The following is a 23642-nucleotide window of genomic DNA, read 5'->3' on the forward strand; positions in this document are numbered from 1 at the left end:
GGTCAAGCCCGAAGACTTGAATCAGATCGGGCGGGAGATCAACGATAACACGGCAGCCCTCAGCCCCAGCGGTCAGGTCCCTGTCTCGCTCGTTCCCGGCCAGAACATCGTGACGGCGTCGCGTCGGTCGCGGCTCAAGGGTCTGCGGATTAAGGGCCGGACGCTTGTTAACCTGCTAGGGCGGGATGGTGGATGCGAGTCCACCGCCAGCCAGACGGTCACGGGAGGGACGATCTCTACCGACACATCCGCCTACCAGTCCGGCAAAGGGAGCACTAAACTATCTTTGACCAGTACATCGGCCTCGTTTTATCCGAGTGGCACTACGAATGGGCGTGTGTACCCGGCAGCCTGGGATTGTTACTTGATGGTCGTGGAAGCGAAGCCTAGCAATAGCGCTATGAGAGTTTCCATGTCCATCAATACCTCCGGGGGCTTAGCGTATTCGAACAAGACCAATTCGATAGCAAGTACAACCTCATGGAGCATTTTATACGGTGCATTCCAGGCGCAAATCCCGCCAGATCCAGGAACATCGTATTTGCTCCCCTACGTGGCGATCACTGGGGCATCAGGCAATACGGTCAACATTGACAACTGCCGCACGTATAAGATTACGGCCGCCGAATACGCTGCCCTGGACGGAATGACGGCTGCGCAGATCGCCGCTATGTATCCGTATGTCGACGACGTGAAGCATGTCAACGCGGTTTACGTGAACAATCCGGGGAAGAACCTGTTGCCCCCGTTTACGGAGTGGCAGCTTCACGCGAATTCGGTTGTTACCGAACCATACAAACTGACTCTGAATTCTACTGCGGCAAATCAAACTTCCGAGATCATCATACCGGTTTCCGGCTCGACAACATATACGCCGAGCATAAGCATGACCGGAGCCATGCCGTTTTTGCAATTGCTGGAGTTGGACGCTAACGGCGGGAGCCTTGGGGCTTTTGCGGCTGTATCGGGAGTTCCGTTTACGACGAACGCCAACACGCGGTCGATAAGGGCGCGGGTGTATAGCGGGTCCGCAGGCGCGGATACATGCACGTTTTCCAATCCGATGCTTAACGTCGGATCGGCTGCGCTCTCGTTCGAACCGCAGCGCCCGTCCTACCTGTACCTGCCCGACGTTAACCTGCGGTCGAACGTAGACGGAAGCGTCGCCGATCAGCTTTACACGGACGGGCAGGGGCGGCCGCGCGCGGTGCGGCGGTTCCGGGAGATGGTAGTCGACGGGTCATATTGGTGGGGGGCTAACGGTGTCGCACCGTTTACTGGCTATAAGCGTGTCGGTCTGGGGGCGCTGGTTAGTAACCTCAAGTCCAGGACTCAAGTGGTCTTGAAATATGACGGTAAAATCTTAGGCGACGGATTTTCCCTTAACTGGAGTGCAGGTGACCAGGCTAATCTCGATGCTAACGGAGACTTTGCTGTAACTATCACTAACGCGGACTCTGGATGGGGGCAGGACTACACACCAAGTAACGATGAGATCAAGGCGTATTTCTACGGTTGGAAAATGTACACCGTAGGAGATCCCCAGAGCGTCAATTCTGTATACAACGGCTCGGGTACAAAGGGATGGTGTAGGCGTACTGATCTAGGAGGCGGTTCGCTTGTTTTGCCGACAGACACTTATGCCGGCTTTACTCCCTACCGCCTCATGTATCAACTCGCGCAATCCGTGGACGAGCCGATCAGCTACGAGGGCGACCTGATGCTGCACGACGGAGCGAACCAGATCGAGGTCGGGACGGGCGTCGTCGTGCGGGAGGCAGTTAAACCTACCTTCGGTTCAAACTGGGACATTAACAATAAGGCTACGGGTTCAGCGCTCAAAAACAGACTCGCGAAATTTGTCACGATTTTTCGGAATGAAAAAGTAGACAATGCGTGGGCCACCTGGACTGGGCAGGAAGTGAACGGTAACTTCGCAGCGGGGATTGGCCAATCAAAATTTGACCAGGCAGCCGCCTACTCGGTCACCTATCTCGCCCTCGACACGTACGCGCTCGGCATCGCCCCGGCGTCCATCGATGGAGAGTACGCGCCCAACATCAAGGAGACCGTCGACACCCTGACGCGGGACATGACCGACGCCCGCGCCGCGCTGTCCGTGTTGCAAGCGACAAAGGCGCAGAAGCAGCCGCCGCAATGGATCGCGCCGACTTTGCTCAATGGGTGGGTTCTTTACGACGCCGCTGCTCGTCCGGTAGGGTACTTCAAAGACGATAACGGAATCGTTCGCCTAAGAGGGAACATTAAGTCGGGGTCTCTAACTACAGTTGCCATAATGCTTCCCGCGGGATACAGGCCGAACACCGTTCTGGACTTCGGCGGTTTTTCTTATAAAGCAGGTTCCATAATCTCTGAAATTGTTATTGATACTATCGGGAGAGTTATCATCCAGGGCGGCGGTACTGACCTTATATCGCTAGATGGGGTCACTTTCCGCTCCGAACAATAAGGAGGGGTGACAATTGAAAGAAGCCATCATTGCCGACCTGAACGGCAAGTACCAGGAACCGACAATCGTCCCGGACGAGCAGACGGGTGTGACGCCAATCTACGCCGCGCCAGAACCGCCGGAAGAGGGCGAGGAGCCCGAGGAAAAGGAGCCGGAAGTCATCGGCTATATCGTCGCCGAGAAAGTCCCTGACGGGCTGTACCTGCCCCGATGGGACTTTATTAATTCGGAGTGGATCGAAGGGCTGACGCAGGAGGAAATCGACGCCATCCGCAACGCACCGCAGCCGGTCACGTCGGAGCAGCGGATTGCGGAGCTGGAGACGGCGAACGGCAATTTGCGGTCCGATAACTTGACCCTCATGGAAGCGGTCGCCGAGCTTTACGAAATGATCCTTGCTGGGGGTGCCGCATGAACATGATCGTCCAAGTCTATGTCCGGTTGATCCGCGAGGGTCGGCGGACGCTCGATAGCGTTCCCGAGCCCGTTCGCCCGGAAGTCGAAGCAGCATTGAACGAAGGAGCTGAACAGCAATGATCCGCATGCTGCTGGGGCTCCTCTTTTTATGCCTGAGAGGAGGTGATATATCCATGGCTATCGTATCCGTTTATGTGACGCTTATCATCGCAGGACGCCGTACGTACGATCAAGTTCCCGCGACGATCAAACCGGCAGTCGCCGCGGATCTCGCTGCGTTGGGGCTCGACAACAACGGCCAGCCGATTGAAACGGCAGCATAATCCAAGGGGCTCCGCTGCGGCGGGGCCCTTCCTGTTGTTACAGAGGGGGTCATAGGTAGAGGATGGAGGCGGCGGGAATGGAGTTGGTAAGCAAGGAGCTACAGGACCGCCTCAATGCGGTGGAGGCACAGATTAAAAGCATGCAGGGGGAGTTGCTGCTGTCCGGCAAGGAGGCGCTATCATACGCCGAGCGGTTTAAACTCCTCGAAGCGACTGACCAGCGCCACGAAGACGAGTTGCGAGCCTTGAAGGACGGCGCCCGCGGCATGCAGCGACAGTTTGAACAGGTCATGGGCAAGATCGACGCGCTGGAGAACAAGCTTTTTACCTGGATGCAGCAGCTCAACAAGGACTCATCCAAGGAGCGGCAATCAACGCAAAAAGAATGGATGCGGTTCCTACAGATCGTGCTGGGCGGCACGATATTTATCATTGTGGCCTATGTCTTCTCAACGGCCTATAGAAACTAAGGAGATGATCAATATGTTCCAACCGTATATCACGGGGATTGTGCAAGCCCTCGTCGGCATCCTCGTATTGTTTGTGCTCGGGGGCGCGTCGTTGCTGGGTGGTAGAGTCTCCAAGTGGCTGGGAGCCCGTACGACGGCCGCTCAGCGCGAGATCCTGCACCGTTTGGCAGCAGAGGCTGCAGCGCTGGCCGAGTCGCTATACAACGAGGCAGGCGGGCCGACAAAGCTCAACGCGGCTATCACGTACGTGCTCGATCGGGCCAAGCAACTGGGGATCGATGTCTCCCGCGAATCAATCCGGGCAGCCATCGAAAAGGCTGTCCAGGATTACAACGCGCGGGCGAAGGGAGCCAGCACGAATGGATAAGAAGGGGTTTATCGCGCAGATTGCCCCTTTGGCCGTGGCTGAGATGCAACGCTGCGGTGTGCCGGCGTCGCTGACGATTGCGCAGGCGGCGCTCGAGTCTGCCTGGGGCATGAGCGGATTGACGCTCAAAGCCAACAACCTTTTCGGGATTAAGGGCGTCGGGCCCGCGGGGAGCGTGACGATGTCGACGACCGAATACTCGAACGGTCAGTATGTGCAGGTGCCCGCCGCCTTTCGCGCGTACCGCAGCTGGACTGAGTCGATCTCCGATCACTCGAACCTACTGCTCAAGCCTCGGTATGTGATGGTGCTGCGGGTCGATGGACCAACAGCGGCTAAGGCAGTTGCGGCCGCCGGCTACGCGACGGATCCGAAGTATGCCGGCAAACTGATCGAGCTCATGGACGATCATTGCCTGCACCAATACGACAAGGGGGAAGAGGAGATGGAGAAAGTAACCGTTATTGTAGACGGCGTGAAGATCAAGGACGGTTTGTTCGACGCCAAGACCGGCACGAGCTACGTACCGAGTCGCGAATACGGGGAGGCGCTGGGCGCCCGCAGTGTAGACTGGGACGGAAAGTCGAGGACTGTGAACGTTGTTACGAAATGATATTGGCCTGTCCGGTAATCGCCGGGCGGGTCTTTTTTTTTTATTTGTCGTACGATTGCCACCAATATATAAGATTCTCCATATCGGCATAGATTAAATCCAAATATTTCTTTTAAATGTTGGTCACAAATGGTAATATATCCGTAATTACCATACAAGGCGGACGAAAAAGTTGCATAGAATTTATGTGCCAAGTAATTTTGACATAGGTGATGTAGCTTATTTTTTTGAAGATACGATTAATACCATTACGAGCTTGAACTTAACTGAAGTTTGTTTCGATTTCACACGACTGACATTTATTAAACCAGCTGGCGTTGTATCATTATGGAACTTGGTCGATTTAATTGGAGCTAAGTTTCCCTTTATCCAGTTGTACTATTCAATTCCTGACGGATATGTACAAAAACCCCTACTTTATCCCTCTGTAGACTATTTGGACGACAGCTTGTTTTTTGAAAAAGTGATGGGGAAGAGGCAACACGTTGCATCTAAGCCAAGATCCACGACAAACGGGCTTGAGAAGCTCCATCACGGCAAGTACAATCTCATGTATATTCAAAACACGATAAGTTGGTTAAAAGGTAATGTATCTCTAAGGAAAAAATCGTTCGGTGTTCTAGAAACCGCACTGGGCGAGGTTTTCAATAACATCAACAATCACTCCCGATCTGTTATAGGCGGATGTGCTTTTGCTCAACATTACCCCAAAAATAAGGAAATTCATCTATGTATCGCTGACACAGGAGTTGGAATCCCCCAAAAAATTAGAACGAAGTATAGTCACGACCAACTGGGGAATCCTTTACATAGAGACTGTGATGCTATTATGTTTGCCACTCGGGCCAAAGTCACGACTGAATCAACACCTGGAAACAGAGGGATGGGATTCGATAATCTTTTAGCAATCATGGGAAATAATAAAGGGTCCATGACCATTGTGTCGGGCAAGGGGAAGTTGACATATGATTATAATGCATCTACGATAATATCCCCAGACAAAATTATTATTGATGATGCTGCTCATTCATTGCCCGGTACGCTCATCATGTTAAAATTCAAAACCGATACATTAGATATCGAGGAGGAGGAGGATTTAGAATGGTCTTAGTCGTGAGAGATTTCGTGAACAGTTGTCACACAAATCATGATGGCGAAGTCATCTACAACCAAATCGCTCAATCGATATTTGATGGAAGGCAGATATTTGTGTCTTTTAGAGGTGTGTCCTCAGTCACTTCATCGTTCTTGAATTCCGCTTTTATACCCCTATTGAATAAAGTTAGTTTTAGCCAAATAAAAGCGAATTTAAAGATTATCGATTCCAATAAAGCGATAAATGATTCAATCGTTAGACGATTTAAACAAGAAGTCGAAGCAGTAACAATGTAAATGAAATAAAATGCCCGTCCAGCTTCGGCTAGGCGGGCTTTCTTTTACACCACAAAGTCAACGAATTCCGGCGTCCGAAGCATCCCATTTCTCGTCCAATTCCGGAACCTTACCCGCGCCTTGATCCTCGGATCCAGATACACGAAGTTCTTATCCTCCGCGACTTTAATCCCCCGGGCCACGCCATAAAAGGCCTGCTTATGGATAGCTGGCACAGCGAGCTCGATGATCCCCGCCGGCCGACCGTTGAATTGCGCCAGCCACCCGAAATCTCCTTTGCGATAACCCGAGATAACGACATCGGCATACGTATAGTTGATGACCTTGATCCAACGCTCGTCTCGTTTGCCTACATAGACGCTGTCCATCCGCTTGGCGACTATCCCCTCGAGATCCCGGTCCACGACGACTTGAAACAGGGACTCGCCATCGCCTGGAACGCTCAGTACCGCGGAGAAATGCTCGTTGCTCCCGAGGACGCCGTTTAGGATCTCTTTGCGATTCGTCAATGGTTTGCCCCTTAGATCCTCCCCACAGTATCGAAGAATATCAAACGCAAAGAAATGAACCGGCTTTAAGTTCATTGCCCGCTGGATTTTCTCTGCCTTTCGCAAATGGAACCTCTCCATCATTGTCTCAAAATCGATCGCACCCGTCTCAGGATCTACATAGGCCACTTCACCATCCAACACAACGTCGGTGGTGTCCGCTATCGGCGCGTCATGCAGTTCCGGGTATTGTTTGGTTACCTCGGTTCGATGGCGTGTGTAGAGCCGTACAGAGCCATCCTGGATAGAGAGGATGAGGCGATGGCCGTCAATCTTCGGTTCGAAAAGGTAACGGGAATCACTGAAAGGAGTTTCCCGCTTGGTAAGCAACATTGGGGAGAGGAACATGGATACACCTCCGGTACATCATGTCTGATATACCGATTGTATCATTTGGGGGTGGAAGGGTTGAGCCGGTAAGTTATGGGCGAATATTTTGTATAGCTGCAGACATACCATAGAAGTTCAATCCGACTTGTATCCTGTAAAATCCTAGCATTGAATAGAACGTGTGTTCGTAGTATAGTGAGAACAAATGTTCCTATTTTGGAGGCGAACGGAATGCAGATCGACAAGTACGTCGGCCGCAACGTCGAGATCATTTACCAAGACAGCAAGGGGCAGATCACGAAGCGTCGGGTCGCCGTGTATTCCGTTCGCGACGGACTGGTGCACGTGAAAGATCTGACGAAGAAATCGATTCGAACCTTCGTCGCGGAGCGGATCCTTGCCGTTATGCCGGCGCATAGCGGACGCGTCTCGTGAGCGTTCAAACCCGGACCGGCGGCAGGGTAACCGGCGATGAGTTATCCATGATCCGCGATGCAATGTTGTCGCCGCACATGATGACGATGGTAGATAGGGCGATCGAGTTGTTGGACTCGGAGCGGAATCCGCTAAACAGCTTATTTAGGGTGGCAGCTCAGGCGATGCTAGATCAGATCCACCGTGATAATGCGGTATTGCGTAAAGAGCTTAAGGCGCGGCAGATCAAGCTGCACGACGAGCATCAGGAGGGCATAGTGATTTACGTGCGGTACATCTGCAGAGGCTACGAGGACCGCCTGGGCGTCGTGCGCGAAGTGGCACGAGCGGAGATAAGTATCAGGATGGGGAAATACATTCAGGCGATGGCCGGCCGACTCAAAAATTTGTAACCCGGCCATTTTCTAATGCTTTTGACGCATTATAACAAAGAGGAGCGCGAAGGAGTATGAGTAAACATGACATCCGCATAAGGTTTGACGCCGAAGGGAAGCTCCTTCGCAAATTTGCCGAAGTCATTATGACCGCACAGGGTATACCGCGCCCATGCAATGTAAGAGTACGCACTCCAAACAGAGTAACAGATTTCCGATTCCCTAACCCCAAAATAACCCCAGAGTAGCCCCGATGGTGTTAATGAGAGTGGGCGCATACATATGAAAAAAAAGAAAAACCCTTGATACACAAGGGATTTAGATCACATATACTGGCGCGCCCGATACGATTCGAACGTACGACCTGCAGTTTAGGAAACTGTCGCTCTATCCTGCTGAGCTACGGGCGCGCGTGAAACCCATTATAACATCAATTCCGTCCGGCGAAAAGTCGTCGGGCAACCGCCTTAGCCGGGTTAAGCGATTGCAAACCCCTCCAAATCAGGTTACATTAGGAGACATGTGAAGCAAGACAGACTTGATTAGAGACGGGACGAATCGAAAACCATGGCAGCAACCATTCGCGATATCGCTAAGGTCGCCGGCGTATCCGTAGCGACGGTCTCCAAGGTGCTCAACGGGTATACGACGGTCAGCAAGGCCACGCGGGAGAACGTGATGCGGATCGTGACGGACATGCAGTTCCGTCCCAATACGGCCGCCCGGTCCCTCGTAGGCCGCCGTTCGATGACGCTCGGCGTGTTCCTCACGACGGGGCTCGCGCATCCGTTCTTCGTCAGCCTGCTGGGCGGGATCGACGAGGCGCTGAAGGCGAAGGGATACGACTTGATCTACCTGTCGCAGCTGTCCGCGCACCCCGACTACAACTTCGTGCAGCATTGTCTCAGCCGGAATGTGGAGGGCGTGCTCGTCTTCGGATTCCAGCGGGATCAGATGAACTTCGAAGAGCTCCTGAACGCCGGCATCCCGACAATCTTCATTGATTTGGACCGGACGGGCAGCCGGGCCGGCTATATCTCATCCGACAACGCCAAAGCCATCGTGCAGGCCGTCGGATACTTGAAAGAGCTGAATCACCGGCGCATCGCCTTCATCACGGGCATTCCCGGTTCGTATACCGGCGAGCGCCGCTTCGCGGGGTTTCTGCAAGGTCTCTCCGACTATGGGCTGCCTCACCGCCCCGAATATATCGCGGAAGGCGACTTCTCCCGGGAGAGCGGGTATGCCGCCATGCAGCGGCTGCTGGCGCTGCCGGAGCGGCCTTCGGCCGTCGTCTGCTGCTCCGACATGAGCGCCTTCGGCGCGATGGACGCCATCCGCGACGCCGGGCTCTCCGTGCCGGGCGACATCTCCGTCATCGGCTTCGACGACATCGAAGCCGCGGGCAACGTTCGGCCGGCCCTGACCACCGTTCGCCAAGACATGTACGCGATCGGCCGGACCGCCATCGAGCTGCTGGACAAGCTTATCGTAGACCCCGTACAGCCATCGCCTGAGGTCATCATCCCGACGGAGCTGGTCGTGCGCGAGACGTGCAGGCCGATGCAGCCGGAAGCAGGCGAATAGAGAGGGACCCGAGCCGTCGCCGGCCGAGTCCCTCTCTTTGTTTCTCACACACACCTTTCGTGTTATACCTCTTCCCGCAATTCCTCGATCAGATTCTCTTTTTTCATCCGGCGCAGCGGCCCTTGCACGGACAGCAGACCGACGGCGAGCGCGAACCCGCAAGAGATGACGGCGCCCAGCCAAGGGAATCGGAAAGGCATGCCCTGCATGCCGTTAAGCTGCAGGTACAGGAGGTAGCTGAGCCCAGTGCCGAGCAGCAGCCCCCAGAAGCTCCCGATGACGCCGAACCAGACGCCCTCGAGCGACGCCATGCGCCGCAGCTGACCCATCGTCATGCCGACGGCTTGCAGGAGACCGAGCTCCCGGCGGCGCAGCAGCAGATTCGTCTGCACCGTATTGATGATGTTCAAACTGCCGATCAGGCCGATGACGATGAGGAAGCCATAGACGAAGATCTGCATCTGCAGATTGAACTGGCGGCTCTCCTTCTGCTCCTGCGCGATATCGATCAGCTGCGTATTCGGCATTTGGGCGACGATGGTCTTCAGCGCCTGGCGGATCGGTTCATCCGAAGCGCCGTCCTGAACGGCCACGTCCACGCCCATGAGCGTGGTGCCGTATGGTGCGAACGTAGGATGCACATCCTTGAGCAGCTTGACGAATGTCGGCTTGGCGCCGAACGCCGCCAGCGTATTCTCCTGGAGCGTCGGGGAGAACGGCGATTGGGAGAGGATGCCCCCGACCTTCACCTGACGCACCACCTTGGGATCGAATTCATAATCCATCAGGAGATTCAAGGTGTCGCCGACTTTGAGACGCGCGATCGGCATTTCGATTTTCTTTTTCTTCGATTTCACCATGGTCTTGACGTTCTGCACGATGAGGACGGCATTGTCCTCCGCGAGCTTCTTCGGATCGGCCGTTCCCGCGATGAGATACTTTTCCGCTTCCTTGAACCGGGCATCGTCGAACAGCATGAGATTCGTATAGACGAGCTGCGATGGGACGCCTTCATAATCCCTTGGTTCGAAGATCGGCCCCATAAGTTTGGTGAAATTCGGATCCACCTTCTCCGACGGGAGGATCACCGCAGGGTTCGGCATCATATACCGGCGATAGACGGCTTTGACGCCGGTCATGCCTTCGATCTGTGCGATTGTATCCTCGGACAGCGCATCCTTCAGATCCATTTTTATCGGATTGCCGTTGTCGTCGTACCGATTCAGCGATTGCCGGATCTGGAACGCGACCTGGCTGTCCTCGCTGTTGTCCACGGTCATCCGGAGGCTCTCCTGCGTGAAGTAGTGGAACACGATGAAGAGCATGACGCTCACGACGATCGAGAAGGCCGTGATGCGGAACTTCGAGCGGTTGCGCCGAATGTTCTTGGAGGCCATGTTGCCCTCCACGCCCATCATGTTCAGCAGGGAAGGGATCCGCACGCGCTTGTAAGTCTCGCGAACGATGCTGCCGGCGCCCTTCACGGCGTCAACCGGGGACACGCGGCTCGCTTTGCGCGCCGGCAGCCAAGCGGCCAGGAACACGGCGAGCAGACCGACGACCACGCTGCCTATCATAATCCAGGCATGCAACTGCAGATGGAACTCATCCAGAGACAGAATCCGGAATCCCGCAGACGTCATTCCCCACAGGACGAGCCACAGTGCGCCATAGCCAACCACGAGCCCGATCGGGATGCCGATGGCGGCCAGCACGCCGGCTTCTCGGAACACCAGCTTGCGGATCTGGCTTGGCGTAGCGCCGATCGTTCGCAGAAGCCCGAAGTGCCGCATTCGTTCGAGGACGGCGATATGGAACGCATTGTAGATGACGGCGATGGTCGAGAGAACAACCAATGCGATAAGGATGCCGAAGATCACGAGCAGCGCGGTGTTGAGGCTCTTGTCGGCAGACTCGCCCTTAAGCGCCAGCAGCCGGGTGTTCGTGAAGAAGGCCGACTTGTCCATCTCTTGGAACTCGGGCAGATGCTGACTGATGTCGACGCCTTTCTTGAAGGTGGCCATGGCCATGAGGGTGGCGTCGGACTTGGCGCCCGGATCGGCCATGAAGGTGTAGCCCTTCGATTTGCCTTCCGAATGGGAATACTTCTGATTCTTCAGAATGCCGACGATCTTGTACGTATGCTTGTCGCCGTTCGGCTTGACGAGCTCCACCGTGCCCCCGAGCTTCGGTTGTTCGGCTAGGTTAGGCAGCACCCACTCTTCGACGACCGCCTCATCGGGCGTCTGAGGCAGACGGCCTTCCTGCAGATGAATCGGCAGCAGGTCGAAGCTGGTCTTCGTCGCTTCGATCAGTTGGACCTGGAACGTGTTCCGGATCTCGGTGAGCTTGCCTTGACGGAAGGCACCGACCTCATCCAGCAGCACGTTGCCGCTCAACTTCTCATATTGTTCGGGCGTAGCCGGCCCGAAGCCGATGTGGTAGGCGCCGTCTTGATAGATGGTCTGCTCCACCATGTTGTCCTTCATGCTCTGTCCCATCGTGGCGAGCGCGCTGATGAGCGCGACCGACAGGATGATGCCGACGATGGTCAGGATCGTCCTCCTGCGCTGTTGCTTTAGATATCTGCCCGCGAGGGCGCCATAGCTCTTCATTGCACGATCCCCCCGCGGGTGTCGCTAAGCAGCTTGCCGTCCTGCATGCGGATGACGCGGTCGGCTTCGGCCGCGACGTTCATGTCATGGGAGATAACGACGACGGTCTGGTGGAACTGCTTCACGGCGAGCTTCAGCAGTTCGAGCACTTCCCGGCCGTTGGCGCTGTCCAGGTTGCCGGTCGGTTCGTCGGCGAGGACGATCGCAGGCCGGTAGGCGAGCGCCCGGCCGATGGCGACGCGCTGCTGCTGGCCGCCGGACAGCTCGGAGGGCAGATGCTTGCGGCGCTGATCGAGACCGAGCGTATCGATCAAGTCGCGGATATATTCCTTGTCCGGCTGGCGATGGTCGAGCAGCAGCGGCAGCATGATGTTCTCCTCGACGTTCAGGACGGGGATCAGGTTATACGATTGGAAGATGAAGCCGATCTTCCGGCGGCGGAAGACGGCGCGTTCCTTCTCCTTCAGCGCGTAGAGATCCTCGCCGTCGATGCGGACCGTGCCGCCCGAAGGTCTGTCGAGCCCGCCGAGCAGGTGGAGCAGCGTACTCTTGCCGGAGCCGCTAGCGCCGACGATCGCGACGAATTCCCCTTGGGGGATCGAGAAGGAGACGTTCTTCAAGGCTTCGACCAGGGTGGTGTCTTTGCCGTAACTTTTGGTTAAACCTGCGGCTTCAATGACGTTCATGGGGTTTGATTCATCCTTTCCTTATTCCAAACTCATCATGAAGTCAGTATATCTCGCCAACCTTACAAGGCCAGGGGTCCAACCTTACAGAGTTGTAAGGGGAGGGAAGCGCGGTGGCGAAAGAAGCATTGTTGTCTAGCGCGGAGCGGGTCGAGGGCGGCGGGAAATCGGTAAATGGGGTGCGTGGAGGAGGCGGGGATACAGGATTTGCGGGAGAGATCGTCGGAAGAATCGAACATGGAGGAGAATAATGGGAAATAGCCGGGGAAATAGCCGGAAAATCGACTATCGTGGCGCGCGGAGGCGGGATTGCAGGCGAGATAGTCGATAATATCGACTTTCGAGGCGCGCGAGGACGGGGTTGCGGGGGAGATAGTCGAAAATATCGACTATCGTGGCGTGCAGAGACGGGATTGTGGGGGAGATAGTCGAAAATATCGACTATCGTGGCGCGCGGAGACGGGATTGCGGGGGAGATAGTCGAAAAAATCGACTATCGTGGCGTGAGAAGGCGGGGTTCACTTGGAGTAAATCGGAAAATCCGCCTTAATGGTGCGCCAAGGCGAGATTCACTTGGAGTAAAGCGGAAAATCCGCCTTATTGGCGTGCGGGGATGGAGTTTAAGCGGAGTAAACCCGCCTCGTCCATCCCCGCAGCCGGTACCACTCCCGTCCCGCCCATCCCCGCGATCGCTACTCCTCGCCCCACACCCTCACTTCGCCAGCTGCCCGAACGGCAGCGTCATCGTGAAGGTCGCGCCGCCGGCTTCGTTGCGGGCCACGCTCAGCATGCCGCGATGGCGCTCCGCGATCGTTTTGGCCAGCGGCAGGCCCAGACCGACGCCGCTCCCGCCGGAGGAGGCGCGGTAGAACTTCTTGAAGATGTGCGGCAGATGCCGCTCATCGATCCCGCGCCCTTCGTCCGACACTTGCAGCCGGACGAACACCGGCGTACGCGCCCATGATACCGTGACGCGGCCTTGCGCGGGGCTGTGCTCGATCGCGTTTTTCAACAGATTGCCGATCGCCTCCGCGAGCCATCGGGGATCGTGAGGGAGCGTGACCGGCTCGTCTGGCTCCTCGGTCACGATCGACACAGCCTTCTCATCCGCCAGCCGACGCGCCGAGTCCTGCGCCATCTCGACCGTCTTGGCGAGAGGCGCTTGGACCATCTGCATCGGCAGCGTATCGGCTTCGAGCCGGGCGATCTTCAGCAGCGTCAGGATCAGCCATTCCATGCGCTCCAGCTCGCGGCTGCACGTTCGGAGGAACTCGGCCGCCTCTTCGGGACTGACGCGTCCTTCCTGGAGCAGCTCGACATAGATCGTGAGCGAAGCGAGCGGCGTCTTCAGCTGGTGGGAGATATCCGCGATCGTCTCCTTGAGGAAGTCCTTGTCGCGGTTCAGCTGCGCGATCGTCTCCTGCAGCCGCAGCGATAGCTCCTGCACGCCGTGCGCGAGCAGGCCGAACTCGCCTTCCCCGTAGATGCGGAAGTGCATCGGCCGGCCCAGCTTCACCGCCTCTTCGAGCGAGAGGGCGAGCCGCCGCACGTCGTTCAGCTGGCTGCGCGACTCCCGCAGGAGCAGGAGGAACAACGCCCCGAGCAGGGCGCTGGCCCCGGCGCCGAGCAGAACCCAGGTGCGCGTCCGCTGCTCCGAGACGATCGGGATGAGCGCCGTGTCTAGGCGAGTGTCGATGCCGTAGGCGGCCGCCAGCTTGCGGCCTTGTTCCTCCGCCTCCGGCGTCAGGGCGGACGAGGTCGACCGCTTCGCCCATTCCTCGGCCAGCTCCGGATGCAGCTGGGCCATCGTGCCGAGCAGCGCCGTCTCGTGCGCCAGCCAGGCACGCTTCAATGCGGTAGTCGAATACGCCGTATAAGCGGCTACGCAGATCGCCGCGATCGCGGCCGCGGCCAGGAAGATCGCGGCGAGCCTCCGCACGCTCGCGCTGCGCCACAGCCGCCTCATCGGAATGCGTTCCGCGCCTAGGCGTTCCATCGGTACCCCGCGCCGCGCACCGTGACGATCCGCTGGGGATCCTCCGGGCGTTCCTCGATCTTCTCCCGCAGCCTGCGGATATTGACGGCTACCGTATTGTCGTCGATATAATCTCCGCCGTTCTGCCACAGGTGCTGCAGGATCTGCTCCTTGGACAGGACGGCGCGCGGATGGCTCATGAACAGGGATAACAGGCGAAACTCGGTTATACTAAGCGCGATATCCCGGCCCTGCTTCTGCAAGCGCATCTCGCCGGGATGAAGCGTCAAGTCGCCCGATCTCCAGACCGACTCTTCGTCCGGCGCTCTCATGGCGGCCCGGCGCCGCAGCACGGCATGGATACGGGACAGGAACTCGCGCAGGCGGAACGGCTTCGTAATATAGTCGTCGCCGCCGATGTCGAGTCCCCGAACGATGTCGATCTCGGTGTCGCTGGCCGTTAGGAAAACGACTGGCGTGTCCGAAGTCTGACGAAGCTTCGCGCAGAAGTCGAATCCGCTGCCGTCCGGCAGTTGGACGTCGAGCACGATCAGGTCGAAGGAACGGGCCGCAAGGGCGCGTTCCGCTTCCTCCAGATGGTGCGCGCCGGTCACCTCGAAGCCTTCCTGTTGCAGCGTAAACGCAATCCCGCGGTGGAGCGACTCGTCGTCCTCAATGAGCAGCAGATGATGGGGCACCCGAATCACACCTCGTTTTGGACTTTTGTAGTGAGCGAAAAGACCTAATTTTGTCAAAAATTGATTGAAATTAACAGAAATGCATCGACAATGTTCTACATCAAAACCGAAGATTTTATCTTATAATGGAAATTAACACGACTCATGTAAGGTCATCTTGGCGAATAAGCGCAGAGGGGGAGCGGCAAGATGGCTTCTATGGATCCGCAATCGTTGATTTGTCGTCTTCAAGCGCTTCAGCGCAGATTGAGCGATATGGCGAATGACCTGGGTAATTTGACTGATCCCGAGATCGTCGCCGTGAGCGAAGAGGCCGACAGGCTGATCGTTCAATTGCAACGGCTGCGCATGGAGGAGAGCCGCAGGGAATGCGGCCAGCCTACTTCCGACTCCGAAGCCGTCTGAAGAAGTTCGTGAGCAGCGCGGCGCAGGATTCGTGCAGCACGCCCGACGTCCAGGGCGATACATGATTGAATCGCGTGTCCTGCAGCAGGTCCATGAGCGTCCCCGCGCACCCGGCCTTCGGATCCGGTGCGCCGTACACGACCCGCTCGACGCGGGATTGCAGAATCGCGCCCGCGCACATCGGACAAGGCTCCAATGTGACGTACAGGGTACACCTCAGGAGCCTCCAGGCCTGCAGCTTCTCGCTCGCCTCCCGGATGGCTACCATCTCCGCATGCGCCGTGGGATCGAGTCCCGTCTCCCTGCGGTTGAATCCCGTCCCGACAATCTCCCCGTTCCTTACGATGACAGCTCCGATCGGCACTTCCCCGATGGCCTCCGCCATTTCCGCCTGCCGGATCGCCTCTTGCATCCAGCGTTCATCCTCCGTCACAACCGTGAATCTCCTTTCCTTTCCAGCGAACGTGTATTCGTTGTTAACATGGTGTGCACAATTCTGTGGATAACTACGGGGTTTTCCACAGAGTTATTCACACCTATGTGTATATCGTGGGAATAACTGCTTTTTTATTGTAACAGAGTGGAAAAGAAGTTCAAAAGCCGATCTGCGCTTGAATAGAGTAGAAAGAAGACAAGCAATCGCCAGCGATGGACGAACCGAAAAGAGGTGCGGGAGATGATCCAGGATATCGCCTTTCAGTTCCGGCAAGCCACCGATCGGCAGCCGTCGGGGAAGACTCCGATCTTGGGACCGGCCCGATGCATGGCCGAGGAGATGCGCGCGTATATCCACAGGCGGAATCCGGCAGCGCCGGACGTGGCCGAATGCTATCTGCAGATGGGCGAACGCTACGGCGTGCGGGGAGATTTGGCTTATTGCCAAGCGGTCTACGAAACGAAGGCATGGGCGAATGCGAGCGTGAATGTTCAGGAAAGCTCGGCGGCGTCTGCGGCGCTGACGGCGGCGAGGCGCCGCTCGGCCCTCTTCCTCCGGGCCGGTGCGTCGGCAAGCGCGGGCTATGACACCGAGGCGGCGATCGAGGAGCATATCCTGCGCCTAGGTCAATTCGCGGCGCTCCCCGTCTCTTCTCCGTACGCGGATGCCGACGATTCGGAAGGAACCGGACGGCGGCGGGAGGTCTGTTGGGAAGACTTGAACGGCGTATGGCGCGTTCCCGGATTGCATTATGGGCAGGATATCGTGGCGATCTGGCGGAAGATGCTCGAATGGGCAGGAAAGGGAGGGGTACGCGTGGAAAAGTTCAAGACAAGCCAGTCCGCACACCCGGATCAATCAGGACGGATACGTCCGGCTTACGAGAGCGACGGACAGCGGGCGCACGCCGTGGATTGGTCTACGCTGGCCAATGAAGACATGGTCTGGCTGCAAGCCCAGGGGCTGCTCCCGCAGCCGACGCCGCATCCGGATCGAAGAGTCACTTGGGCCGAGCTGGCCCGGCTGCTGCGGGGGTTCGCGCCTCCAGCGCCCGCGGCAGCGGCCCGACCGGCGACCGAGACCGAACCGGCAGCGGCGAACCAGGCAGACGCCCAAGCGCCTGCGGCGGGAGTGCTCGCAGCGGAGACGCCCGCAACAGAGACGGACTGATCGCCTAAAGGAGACGTTACCGACATGACCATCGCACCCAAGACGGCCATACTCGCCGGCGCAACGGGATTGGTCGGCCGGAGCTTGCTGCGCAGGCTGCTGGCCGATGAGCGATACGGCGCCGTCGTCGCGCTGACGCGCCGCCCCCTCGCGGAGGGGCATCCTAAGCTGATTTCGCTCGTCGTAAACTTCGATGAGCTGGAGAAGCGGTCGGAGTCGCTCCCGGCAGCGGAGGACTGGTACTGCGCGCTCGGGACGACGATCAAGCAGGCCGGATCCCAAGCGGCGTTCCGCGCCGTCGATCACGACTATCCGCTGGCCTTGGGACGCATAGCCGCGTCCCGCGGCGCCGCTCAAATGATGATCGTAACCGCGATGGGCGCCAACGCCGGCTCCGGCATTTTCTACAACCGGGTCAAAGGCGAGATCGAGCGGGACCTAGGGGCGCTGCCCTTGCCCGCGCTGCGAATCTTCCGCCCGTCGCTGCTGCTCGGCGATCGGGCGCAATTCCGCACCGGCGAGCGCTTTGCCTCGGTCCTCATGAGGGCGACGGCGCCGCTCATGATCGGGGCGCTGCGCAAGTACCGCGCCGTACATGCGGATACGGTAGCAGCCGCCATGATCGCAGCCGCGAACGCCCCCGATGCGCCTGCCGGCAAGATCGTGTACGAGAACGACCGGCTGCCGGAGCTGGCAGCGCGGTAGCGGCGAAGAGCGGCTAGGCGAAGATCTGACGGCGAAGGAGAAGGCCGCCGGATCGGATCGGTCGCATATGGCCGCCGCCTGACCGTGACCGTCGAATCGTCGTCTTTTCCTCCTTACAAAGCAGCAACGCCCACCTCCGGCAGGCAATCTCCGGTAGGTGGGCGTTCGTTGTAGATCGAGATCAAGCGGCAGATTCGCGCGGACAGGATCCAGGCGTTCCGTCTGGGAAGAGGGCGATTCGGGATCGGATCGTCCGCCTTGCGCGATGTCGGGCTAGAGCGTCCCGACCTGGCTGGCGTCGTGCGCGATCGCGTTCAGCGTCGTGCTCTCGTTCGGCGCGTCCGTATACTTGCGCAGGATGGAGACTTCCACCCGGCGGTTCTTCGCGCGTCCGGCGTCGGTGTCGTTCTTCTCGAGCGGGCGGTACTCGCCGTACCCGATCGCGCTGAACTTCTTCGGATCGAAGGCGGGATTCTGCAGCAGGATCTTCATGAAGTTGATCGCGCGCTTCGAGCTGAGCTCCCAGTTCGAGGCGAACTCGAACGTATTGATCGGCTGGTTGTCGGTGTGGCCCGAGACGATGACCTCGTAGTCCGGGTACTTCTCCAGCATCGTGCCGATGGCGACGGCGAGCTTGCGGGCTTCCGGCTTCACGTCCGCCGTGCCGGACGGGAACAGCGCGTTGTCGCGGATCGTGATCATGAGCTGCGACTGGTTGAGCTGCGTCTCCAGCTGCGTGGACAGGCCGTTCTTCTTAATATATTGGTCGAGCTGCCGCTTCAGCTTCTCGAGATTCTCTTGCTCCTGCTTGACGAGCGACTTGTGGTTCTGTTCGGTGTCCGCCCGCTCTTGCTTCTGGCGCTTGTCCAGGTCGTCCTTCTCGTTCTGGATGACCGCGGACTTGTCCAGGAGGCCGATGCCGGAGGAGAAGGCCGTCTTGAACGCCTTGTTCATCTCTTCAAGCTTCGACGTATTGACGGAGCTGGCGGCGTACAAGACGATGAACAGCGCCAGCAGCAGCGTCATTAAGTCGGAGTAGGGGAGGAGCCACGACTCGTCCGGGTGCTCCTCGTGCGGCTCATGCCGATGCCTTTTGCTCACGTTCGGATTCCTCCTTCTCAGCCATCGCCAAGCGTTCCGTCGGGGTGAGGAAGACGGAGAGCTTCTGTTGGATCGCGGTGGTGGAGACGCCCGATTGGATGGAGAGCAGACCCTCGACCATCATCAGCTTCAGTTCGATCTCGCGCTTGGACAGGCGCTTCAGCTTGTTGGAGATCGGATGCCACAGCACGTAGCCGGTGAAGATCCCGAGCAGCGTCGCGATGAACGCAGCGGCGACGGCATGCGCCAGCTTCTCCATCTCGGCGAGGTTGCCGAGCGCGGCGATCAGGCCGATGACGGCCCCGAGCACCCCGAGCGTCGGCGCGTACATCCCCGCCTGGGAGAAGATCTGTGCGCCCACGCGGTGGCGCTCCTCCGTCGCGGAGATGTCTTCGAGCAGCACGTCGCGCACGAAGTCCTGGTCATTGCCGTCGATGATCATGCGCATGCCGCCGCGCAGGAACGGATCCTCGATCTCCTCGACGCGCGCTTCCAGCGCAAGCAAGCCCTCGCGGCGAGTGATCGAAGCCCACTCCATGAACAAGCGGATGACGTCTTGGCGCGGGAGCAGCTTCTGCTCGACGAACACGAGCTTGAAGAGCTTCGGCACCTTGGCGAGTTCTCTCATCGGGAACGCCATCGCGACGGAGGCGCACGTGCCGACGAGGATGATGACATAGGCGGCTGGGTTATTGATCAGGGAGGCGAGCGGCGCGCCCTTCAGCACCATGCCGAGCAGCAGCGCGACCAGACCCAGTATTAATCCGAGAATCGTTGAGTTTTTCATAAGAGCACCCCAGCATATAGATGTGAAATAGATTCGAGTAGCGTGGCTCCGAACAGGTTGTCGCAACCGACACGGTAATAGGTTTATCGACATTTCGCGGCAAAAGCATTAGAGGCGAAGACAGGATTTTCACAAAATCGCCTTGCTGCGCCTCGCCTCGGCCCGCCTGCAGTATGGACACGTCGGGGGGGCCGTGATAAGATGGCAACACAACCGAATACACGGCGGAAAACAGGTGCATTCAAGTCCGAACGGCCTCGCTTTCTTCGATGGAAGAAGGCGAATCCGTTGCTATCGAAGACGATTCAGTTCAGTGTAGGCGGCGCTTATACTTGCTGAATCGTTTTAATAGGTAGCCTTATGCTTAATAGAGAAGTCGGTGCGAATCCGACGCGGTCCCGCCACTGTGAATGGGGAGCAATCCGGAAGAAGCCACTGGCGCGCGAAGCGTGCCGGGAAGGCCCGGGGCGCGGCGATCCATGAGCCAGGAGAACTGCCTGTTTTCGACGACACTGGAAGCCTACGAGGAATAGGCGGGGTGTGACGGGCATGGATCGATGCGGGCGTGAGTCCCGTTATTTCTGCGCTTTCACCTCGGCAAGCGTCCCTCGCGATGAGGGACGCTTTTTTTGCGCGTATCAGCAAAGTAGAAGTTTCCCCTCAACTTTGCTGATACGTCTTTGATAAAAACGTGTCGCCCTCTTCTGAGAAGACGGCGAGACCGTTTTTACTTGGTTCGGAAGAGGACGGGTTCCTCTCCGAATCTTCTCCGGCAGCTTGCGGTCGCTTCCTTATATAGGAGGAACGGCTGCGGCTGCCTGAACGATAGAGTTGGAAAATGGGATCTCGGAGGAGATGGGACAATGCGTGCAATGGGGAACAAACCAAAGGCGGGCGCTTGGTGGCGCGCCGCGCTCGGCATCGCGCTCGCGCTGCAGCTCGCGCTCGGCGCATGGCCGCACGGCGCGCGGGCCGCGGAGGACGGCAAGGCCGCTTCGACTGCAGGGAGCGCCGATGTCGGCGCGGCGGTCGACGCGCTGCAAGCGATCGTCGCCAAAGGCGAGCCGATCAGCGACTGGGCGGCGTTCGCGCTCTCGCGCGCGGGACAGCCGCAGACGAGCCGGTACCTGCCGGTCGCGGCGAAGAGCGTAGATCAAGGCGAACTGCGCCTCGTTACGGACTATGCGCGGGTAGCGCTGGCGCTGAACGCGAGCGGCGGCGACGCCCATAGCGTCGGCAAGGACAAGACGGACTTGCTCAAGCTGATCGCCAATTACGACAAGCTGACGAACCAGGGACCGAACGGCCCGGCGTTCGCGCTGATCGCGCTGGATGCGGGCGGCTATATTCCGGGTGCTCAGGACAAATGGAGCCGCGACGCCATCCTGAAATGGCTGGTCGACAACCGCAACGCGGACGGCGGCTGGTCCATCGCGAAGGGGACCTCCGACGTCGACGTAACCGCGATCGTGCTGGCCGCGCTCGCGAAGGATCAAGACCGCAAGGATATCCGCCCGGTCGTCGATGCGGCGCTGGCTTGGCTGTCCGGCGTCCAGAAGGACAACGGCGGCTTCGGCACGCCGGCCGAATCGAGCGAGAGCGCGGCGCAGGTGCTGATCGCGCTGACCTCGCTCGGCATCGATCCGACGGCAGACGCGCACTTCGCGAAGTCGGGACATACGGCGTTGACGCGCCTCCTGGCGTATCGCCTGGCGGACGGCCAATTCGCCCATACGCCGGACGGCAAGGCCGACGGCATGGCTACGCTGAACGCTCTGCTCGGCTTGACGGCCGTAGAGCGCTGGCAGCACGGCCTGCCTTCGCTCTACGCGGGCGAAGCCGTCGGTCTGACGGTGGACGTCACGGTGAACGGACTAGCCGGCCAAGTCGCCGCGGGTTCGGCGTCGGGCGGCACCGCGCTCGAAGCGCTCGTCCGCGTGCTAGATGCGGGCCACGTCGCATATACGGTACAGCGGCACCCGCAATTCGGCCCGATGCTGCAGTCGGTCGCGGGCGTCGACAACGGCAAGTTCGGCGGGTATGACGGCTGGCAATTCGCCGTATGGCGCGACGGGGCATGGCTGCCGATCGAAGTCGGACTCGGCGCGTTCGTGCCGAAGGCGGGCGACAAGCTCGTCGTCTACTACGGGGGCGGCGAGACGGCGGCGATCCACGGCGTCAAGCTGGATCCGGCAACGCCGCGGGACGGACAGCCGTTCACCGTCTCGGTGGAGCAGGAGACGACCGACTGGACGACCGGCAAGAAGGTCGTAGGTCCGGCAGCCGGCGCCGCGGTCAAGGCAGGGAAGCTGTCGGTCGTGGCGGACGCTTACGGGAAGGCGGTCTTCGCGGGCCTAGCGGCCGGCGACTACACGCTCTCCGTCGACGGCTATCAAGCGGATGCGGCGCCGGCCTACATCGCGTGGTCGCAGCCGCTTCAAGTCGGCGCCTACGCTTCACAAGCGCAGGTGCGCGTCGAAGGCGATCAGGGCGTATTGGCCGCAGGTGCGGCGAAGGGCGGCACCGCGCTGGAAGCGGTGGAGCAGTTGCTTAAGGCGAAGTCCGTGAAGTATGAAGTGCAGAACTCCGCCTACGGGAAGTACCTGTCCGCCGTCTCCGGTCTCGCGAGCGGCAAGTTCGGCGGATACGACGGCTGGATGTACGCGGTGAAGCGGGACGGCGCTTGGATCGTGCCGGCGGTAGGGATCGATGCGTTCCTGCTGGAAGCCGGGGACGAAGTGGTCGTCTACTACGGCGGGGACGGCACGAAGCTGATCGACCGAGTGACGCTGACACCGGCGAATCCGAGACCGGACCAAGCTTCCGTTCTCTCGGTTACGTACCGGGAATGGGATTGGAACACGAACGCGTTCGGGGAGCCGCAGGCGCTCGCGAACGTGACCGTATCCGTAGGCGGGCAGACCGTGAAGACGGGCATTGACGGCAAAGCCGCCATCAAAGGCTTGAAGGAAGGGCTGCAGAAGCTGGTCGTGACCGGCTACAACAGCGGCGCGGCGCCTTCGGCCGTACGCTATGCGGCCGATCTGCCGGTCGTCTCGGCCTACAAGGACGAGAGCGGCATTGCCGCATGGGCGAGCGATGCCGTTCACCTCGCGCGGGCGGTCCCGCTGCTGAAGGGCACGGGCAACGGCACGGCTAGCTTCGCGCCGAAGCAAGCCGTCACCCGCGCCGAGTTCGTCTCCGCCCTGGCGCGGTCGCTCGGTCTCCCGGCCGCCCCGGCTGCGGGCGGCGTGAAGTTCGCAGACGTCCCTAGCGGCGCTTGGTACGCCAAGGACGTGCAGGCCGCCGCATCGGCCGGCCTGGCCGGCGGCGTCGCGCCCGGCAAGTTCGCGCCGGACGAGGCGCTGACGCGCGAACAAGCGGCGCAGCTATTGGCGCGCGCGCTGAAGCTGCAGGCGCCGGCGAAGGGCGCGGCTGCGCTGCTCGACCAGGCGCAGGTGACGAAGGGCGCGCTGCCGTCCGTGCAAGCGGTCATGGCGCGCGGCTGGATGACGGCCTACGCCGGCAAGTTCTCGCCGAAGGCGGCCCTGAGCCGCGAGCAAGCGGCGGTCGTCGCCGTGCGGCTCTATGAAGAGCCGGGCGTCGGCGCGGGCGCGAAGTAAGCGCGAGCGGGCTGGCTGTCTGGAGGTTGAATAGGAAGAGAGAGGGGAGCGGGAGCGCTCCTCCTTTCTCTTGAACTGGCGTTCGATCGAACTTAAAGGAAATGAGTAATCCGCG

General features: G+C 59.0%; 24 protein-coding genes, 1 tRNA gene and 1 riboswitch. Of the genes, 16 read left to right on the top strand and 9 right to left on the bottom strand.

What is annotated here, in order from left to right; all coding sequences use genetic code 11:
• Positions 1-412: 412 nt before the first annotated feature.
• The 9 genes from H7C19_RS06270 (at position 413) to H7C19_RS35660 (ending at position 6052) form a co-directional block, all read left to right on the top strand.
• Positions 413-2470 (top strand): hypothetical protein, encoded by a 2058-nt coding sequence (locus H7C19_RS06270; RefSeq protein WP_221469070.1) that lies wholly within the window; start codon positions 413-415, stop codon positions 2468-2470.
• 13 nt (positions 2471-2483) lie between these two features.
• Positions 2484-2885, top strand: a complete 402-nt coding sequence (locus H7C19_RS06275) for a YomQ N-terminal domain-containing protein (RefSeq protein ID WP_185141728.1) — start codon at positions 2484-2486, stop codon at positions 2883-2885.
• On the top strand, positions 2882-3007 hold the full coding sequence (locus H7C19_RS35180; RefSeq protein ID WP_185141729.1) for a CD1375 family protein: 126 nt from the start codon (positions 2882-2884) through the stop codon (positions 3005-3007). Before H7C19_RS06275 ends, H7C19_RS35180 begins: the two co-directional genes overlap by 4 nt.
• 53 nt (positions 3008-3060) lie before the next feature.
• Positions 3061-3210 (top strand): CD1375 family protein, encoded by a 150-nt coding sequence (locus H7C19_RS06285; RefSeq protein ID WP_221469071.1) that lies wholly within the window; start codon positions 3061-3063, stop codon positions 3208-3210.
• 77 nt (positions 3211-3287) lie between these two features.
• Complete coding sequence (locus H7C19_RS06290) at positions 3288-3680, top strand: hypothetical protein (RefSeq protein WP_246469324.1); 393 nt, start codon at positions 3288-3290, stop codon at positions 3678-3680.
• Between the two features lie 13 nt (positions 3681-3693).
• Positions 3694-4047, top strand: a complete 354-nt coding sequence (locus tag H7C19_RS06295; protein WP_185141731.1) for a phage holin, LLH family — start codon at positions 3694-3696, stop codon at positions 4045-4047.
• A 34-nt stretch (positions 4048-4081) separates the two neighbouring features.
• Positions 4082-4660, top strand: coding sequence for a glucosaminidase domain-containing protein (locus H7C19_RS06300; protein ID WP_313731424.1), 579 nt, complete (start codon positions 4082-4084; stop codon positions 4658-4660).
• Between the two features lie 172 nt (positions 4661-4832).
• Complete coding sequence (locus H7C19_RS06305) at positions 4833-5771, top strand: hypothetical protein (protein ID WP_185141733.1); 939 nt, start codon at positions 4833-4835, stop codon at positions 5769-5771.
• Positions 5762-6052, top strand: a complete 291-nt coding sequence (locus tag H7C19_RS35660) for an STAS-like domain-containing protein (protein WP_185141734.1) — start codon at positions 5762-5764, stop codon at positions 6050-6052. The genes H7C19_RS06305 and H7C19_RS35660 overlap by 10 nt, the downstream gene beginning before the upstream one ends.
• A gap of 44 nt (positions 6053-6096) precedes the next feature.
• Here H7C19_RS35660 and H7C19_RS06315 read toward each other — a convergent pair whose 3' ends face one another.
• Positions 6097-6948 carry an ATP-dependent DNA ligase gene (locus H7C19_RS06315; RefSeq protein ID WP_185141735.1) on the bottom strand — a complete coding sequence of 284 codons (852 nt, stop codon included), beginning with the start codon at positions 6946-6948 and terminating at the stop codon, positions 6097-6099.
• 213 nt (positions 6949-7161) lie between these two features.
• Between H7C19_RS06315 and H7C19_RS06320 the strand changes: the two genes are divergently transcribed.
• The gene (locus H7C19_RS06320) at positions 7162-7365 is read left to right on the top strand and encodes a hypothetical protein (protein WP_185141736.1); all 204 of its coding nucleotides are present in this window, start codon (positions 7162-7164) and stop codon (positions 7363-7365) included.
• On the top strand, positions 7362-7757 hold the full coding sequence (locus tag H7C19_RS06325; RefSeq protein WP_185141737.1) for a YhjD family protein: 396 nt from the start codon (positions 7362-7364) through the stop codon (positions 7755-7757). The genes H7C19_RS06320 and H7C19_RS06325 overlap by 4 nt, the downstream gene beginning before the upstream one ends.
• Positions 7758-8072: 315 nt before the next feature.
• Here H7C19_RS06325 and H7C19_RS06330 read toward each other — a convergent pair.
• Positions 8073-8149 (bottom strand) — tRNA-Arg (locus tag H7C19_RS06330).
• Positions 8150-8306: 157 nt separating this feature from the next.
• On the opposite strand from H7C19_RS06330, the gene H7C19_RS06335 reads away from it, so the two are divergent.
• Positions 8307-9326 (top strand): LacI family DNA-binding transcriptional regulator, encoded by a 1020-nt coding sequence (locus H7C19_RS06335; RefSeq protein WP_185141738.1) that lies wholly within the window; start codon positions 8307-8309, stop codon positions 9324-9326.
• 62 nt (positions 9327-9388) lie between these two features.
• Here the strand turns inward: H7C19_RS06335 and H7C19_RS06340 are convergent, their stop codons facing one another.
• The 4 genes from H7C19_RS06340 to H7C19_RS06355 all read right to left on the bottom strand — a co-directional run bounded on the left by H7C19_RS06340 (position 9389) and on the right by H7C19_RS06355 (position 15300).
• Positions 9389-11941, bottom strand: a complete 2553-nt coding sequence (locus tag H7C19_RS06340; protein ID WP_185141739.1) for an ABC transporter permease — start codon at positions 11939-11941, stop codon at positions 9389-9391.
• The gene (locus H7C19_RS06345) at positions 11938-12627 is read right to left on the bottom strand and encodes an ABC transporter ATP-binding protein (RefSeq protein WP_185141740.1); all 690 of its coding nucleotides are present in this window, start codon (positions 12625-12627) and stop codon (positions 11938-11940) included. The genes H7C19_RS06340 and H7C19_RS06345 overlap by 4 nt, the downstream gene beginning before the upstream one ends.
• A 712-nt stretch (positions 12628-13339) precedes the next feature.
• Positions 13340-14593 carry a sensor histidine kinase gene (locus tag H7C19_RS06350; RefSeq protein WP_221469072.1) on the bottom strand — a complete coding sequence of 418 codons (1254 nt, stop codon included), beginning with the start codon at positions 14591-14593 and terminating at the stop codon, positions 13340-13342.
• A 17-nt stretch (positions 14594-14610) separates the two neighbouring features.
• Positions 14611-15300: a response regulator transcription factor gene (locus tag H7C19_RS06355; RefSeq protein WP_185141742.1), complete on the bottom strand. Its 690-nt coding sequence runs from the start codon at positions 15298-15300 to the stop codon at positions 14611-14613.
• Between the two features lie 189 nt (positions 15301-15489).
• On the opposite strand from H7C19_RS06355, the gene H7C19_RS06360 reads away from it, so the two are divergent.
• Complete coding sequence (locus H7C19_RS06360) at positions 15490-15705, top strand: aspartyl-phosphate phosphatase Spo0E family protein (protein ID WP_185141743.1); 216 nt, start codon at positions 15490-15492, stop codon at positions 15703-15705.
• Here H7C19_RS06360 and tadA read toward each other — a convergent pair.
• Positions 15680-16138 (bottom strand): tRNA adenosine(34) deaminase TadA, encoded by a 459-nt coding sequence (tadA, locus tag H7C19_RS06365; RefSeq protein WP_185141744.1) that lies wholly within the window; start codon positions 16136-16138, stop codon positions 15680-15682. The genes H7C19_RS06360 and tadA overlap by 26 nt on opposite strands.
• 243 nt (positions 16139-16381) lie before the next feature.
• Between tadA and H7C19_RS06370 the strand changes: the two genes are divergently transcribed.
• Together H7C19_RS06370 and H7C19_RS06375 are read left to right on the top strand one after the other, a co-directional pair.
• A complete protein-coding gene (locus H7C19_RS06370) occupies positions 16382-17311 on the top strand; it encodes a hypothetical protein (RefSeq protein WP_185141745.1) in 930 nt (309 codons plus the stop codon).
• 24 nt (positions 17312-17335) lie between these two features.
• Positions 17336-18016 carry a Rossmann-fold NAD(P)-binding domain-containing protein gene (locus tag H7C19_RS06375; protein ID WP_185141746.1) on the top strand — a complete coding sequence of 227 codons (681 nt, stop codon included), beginning with the start codon at positions 17336-17338 and terminating at the stop codon, positions 18014-18016.
• A gap of 273 nt (positions 18017-18289) precedes the next feature.
• On the opposite strand, the gene motB is transcribed toward H7C19_RS06375, so the two are convergent.
• Complete coding sequence (gene motB, locus H7C19_RS06380; protein WP_185141747.1) at positions 18290-19117, bottom strand: flagellar motor protein MotB; 828 nt, start codon at positions 19115-19117, stop codon at positions 18290-18292.
• Positions 19095-19904: a flagellar motor stator protein MotA gene (gene motA, locus H7C19_RS06385; RefSeq protein ID WP_185141748.1), complete on the bottom strand. Its 810-nt coding sequence runs from the start codon at positions 19902-19904 to the stop codon at positions 19095-19097. The genes motB and motA overlap by 23 nt, the downstream gene beginning before the upstream one ends.
• A 334-nt stretch (positions 19905-20238) precedes the next feature.
• A riboswitch (cobalamin riboswitch) is annotated at positions 20239-20419 on the top strand.
• A gap of 348 nt (positions 20420-20767) precedes the next feature.
• Between motA and H7C19_RS06390 the strand changes: the two genes are divergently transcribed.
• Complete coding sequence (locus H7C19_RS06390) at positions 20768-23527, top strand: S-layer homology domain-containing protein (RefSeq protein WP_185141749.1); 2760 nt, start codon at positions 20768-20770, stop codon at positions 23525-23527.
• Positions 23528-23642 lie beyond the last annotated feature (115 nt).

The organism is Cohnella nanjingensis (assembly GCF_014212125.1).
Classification (GTDB): Bacteria; Bacillota; Bacilli; order Paenibacillales; family Paenibacillaceae; genus Cohnella; species Cohnella nanjingensis.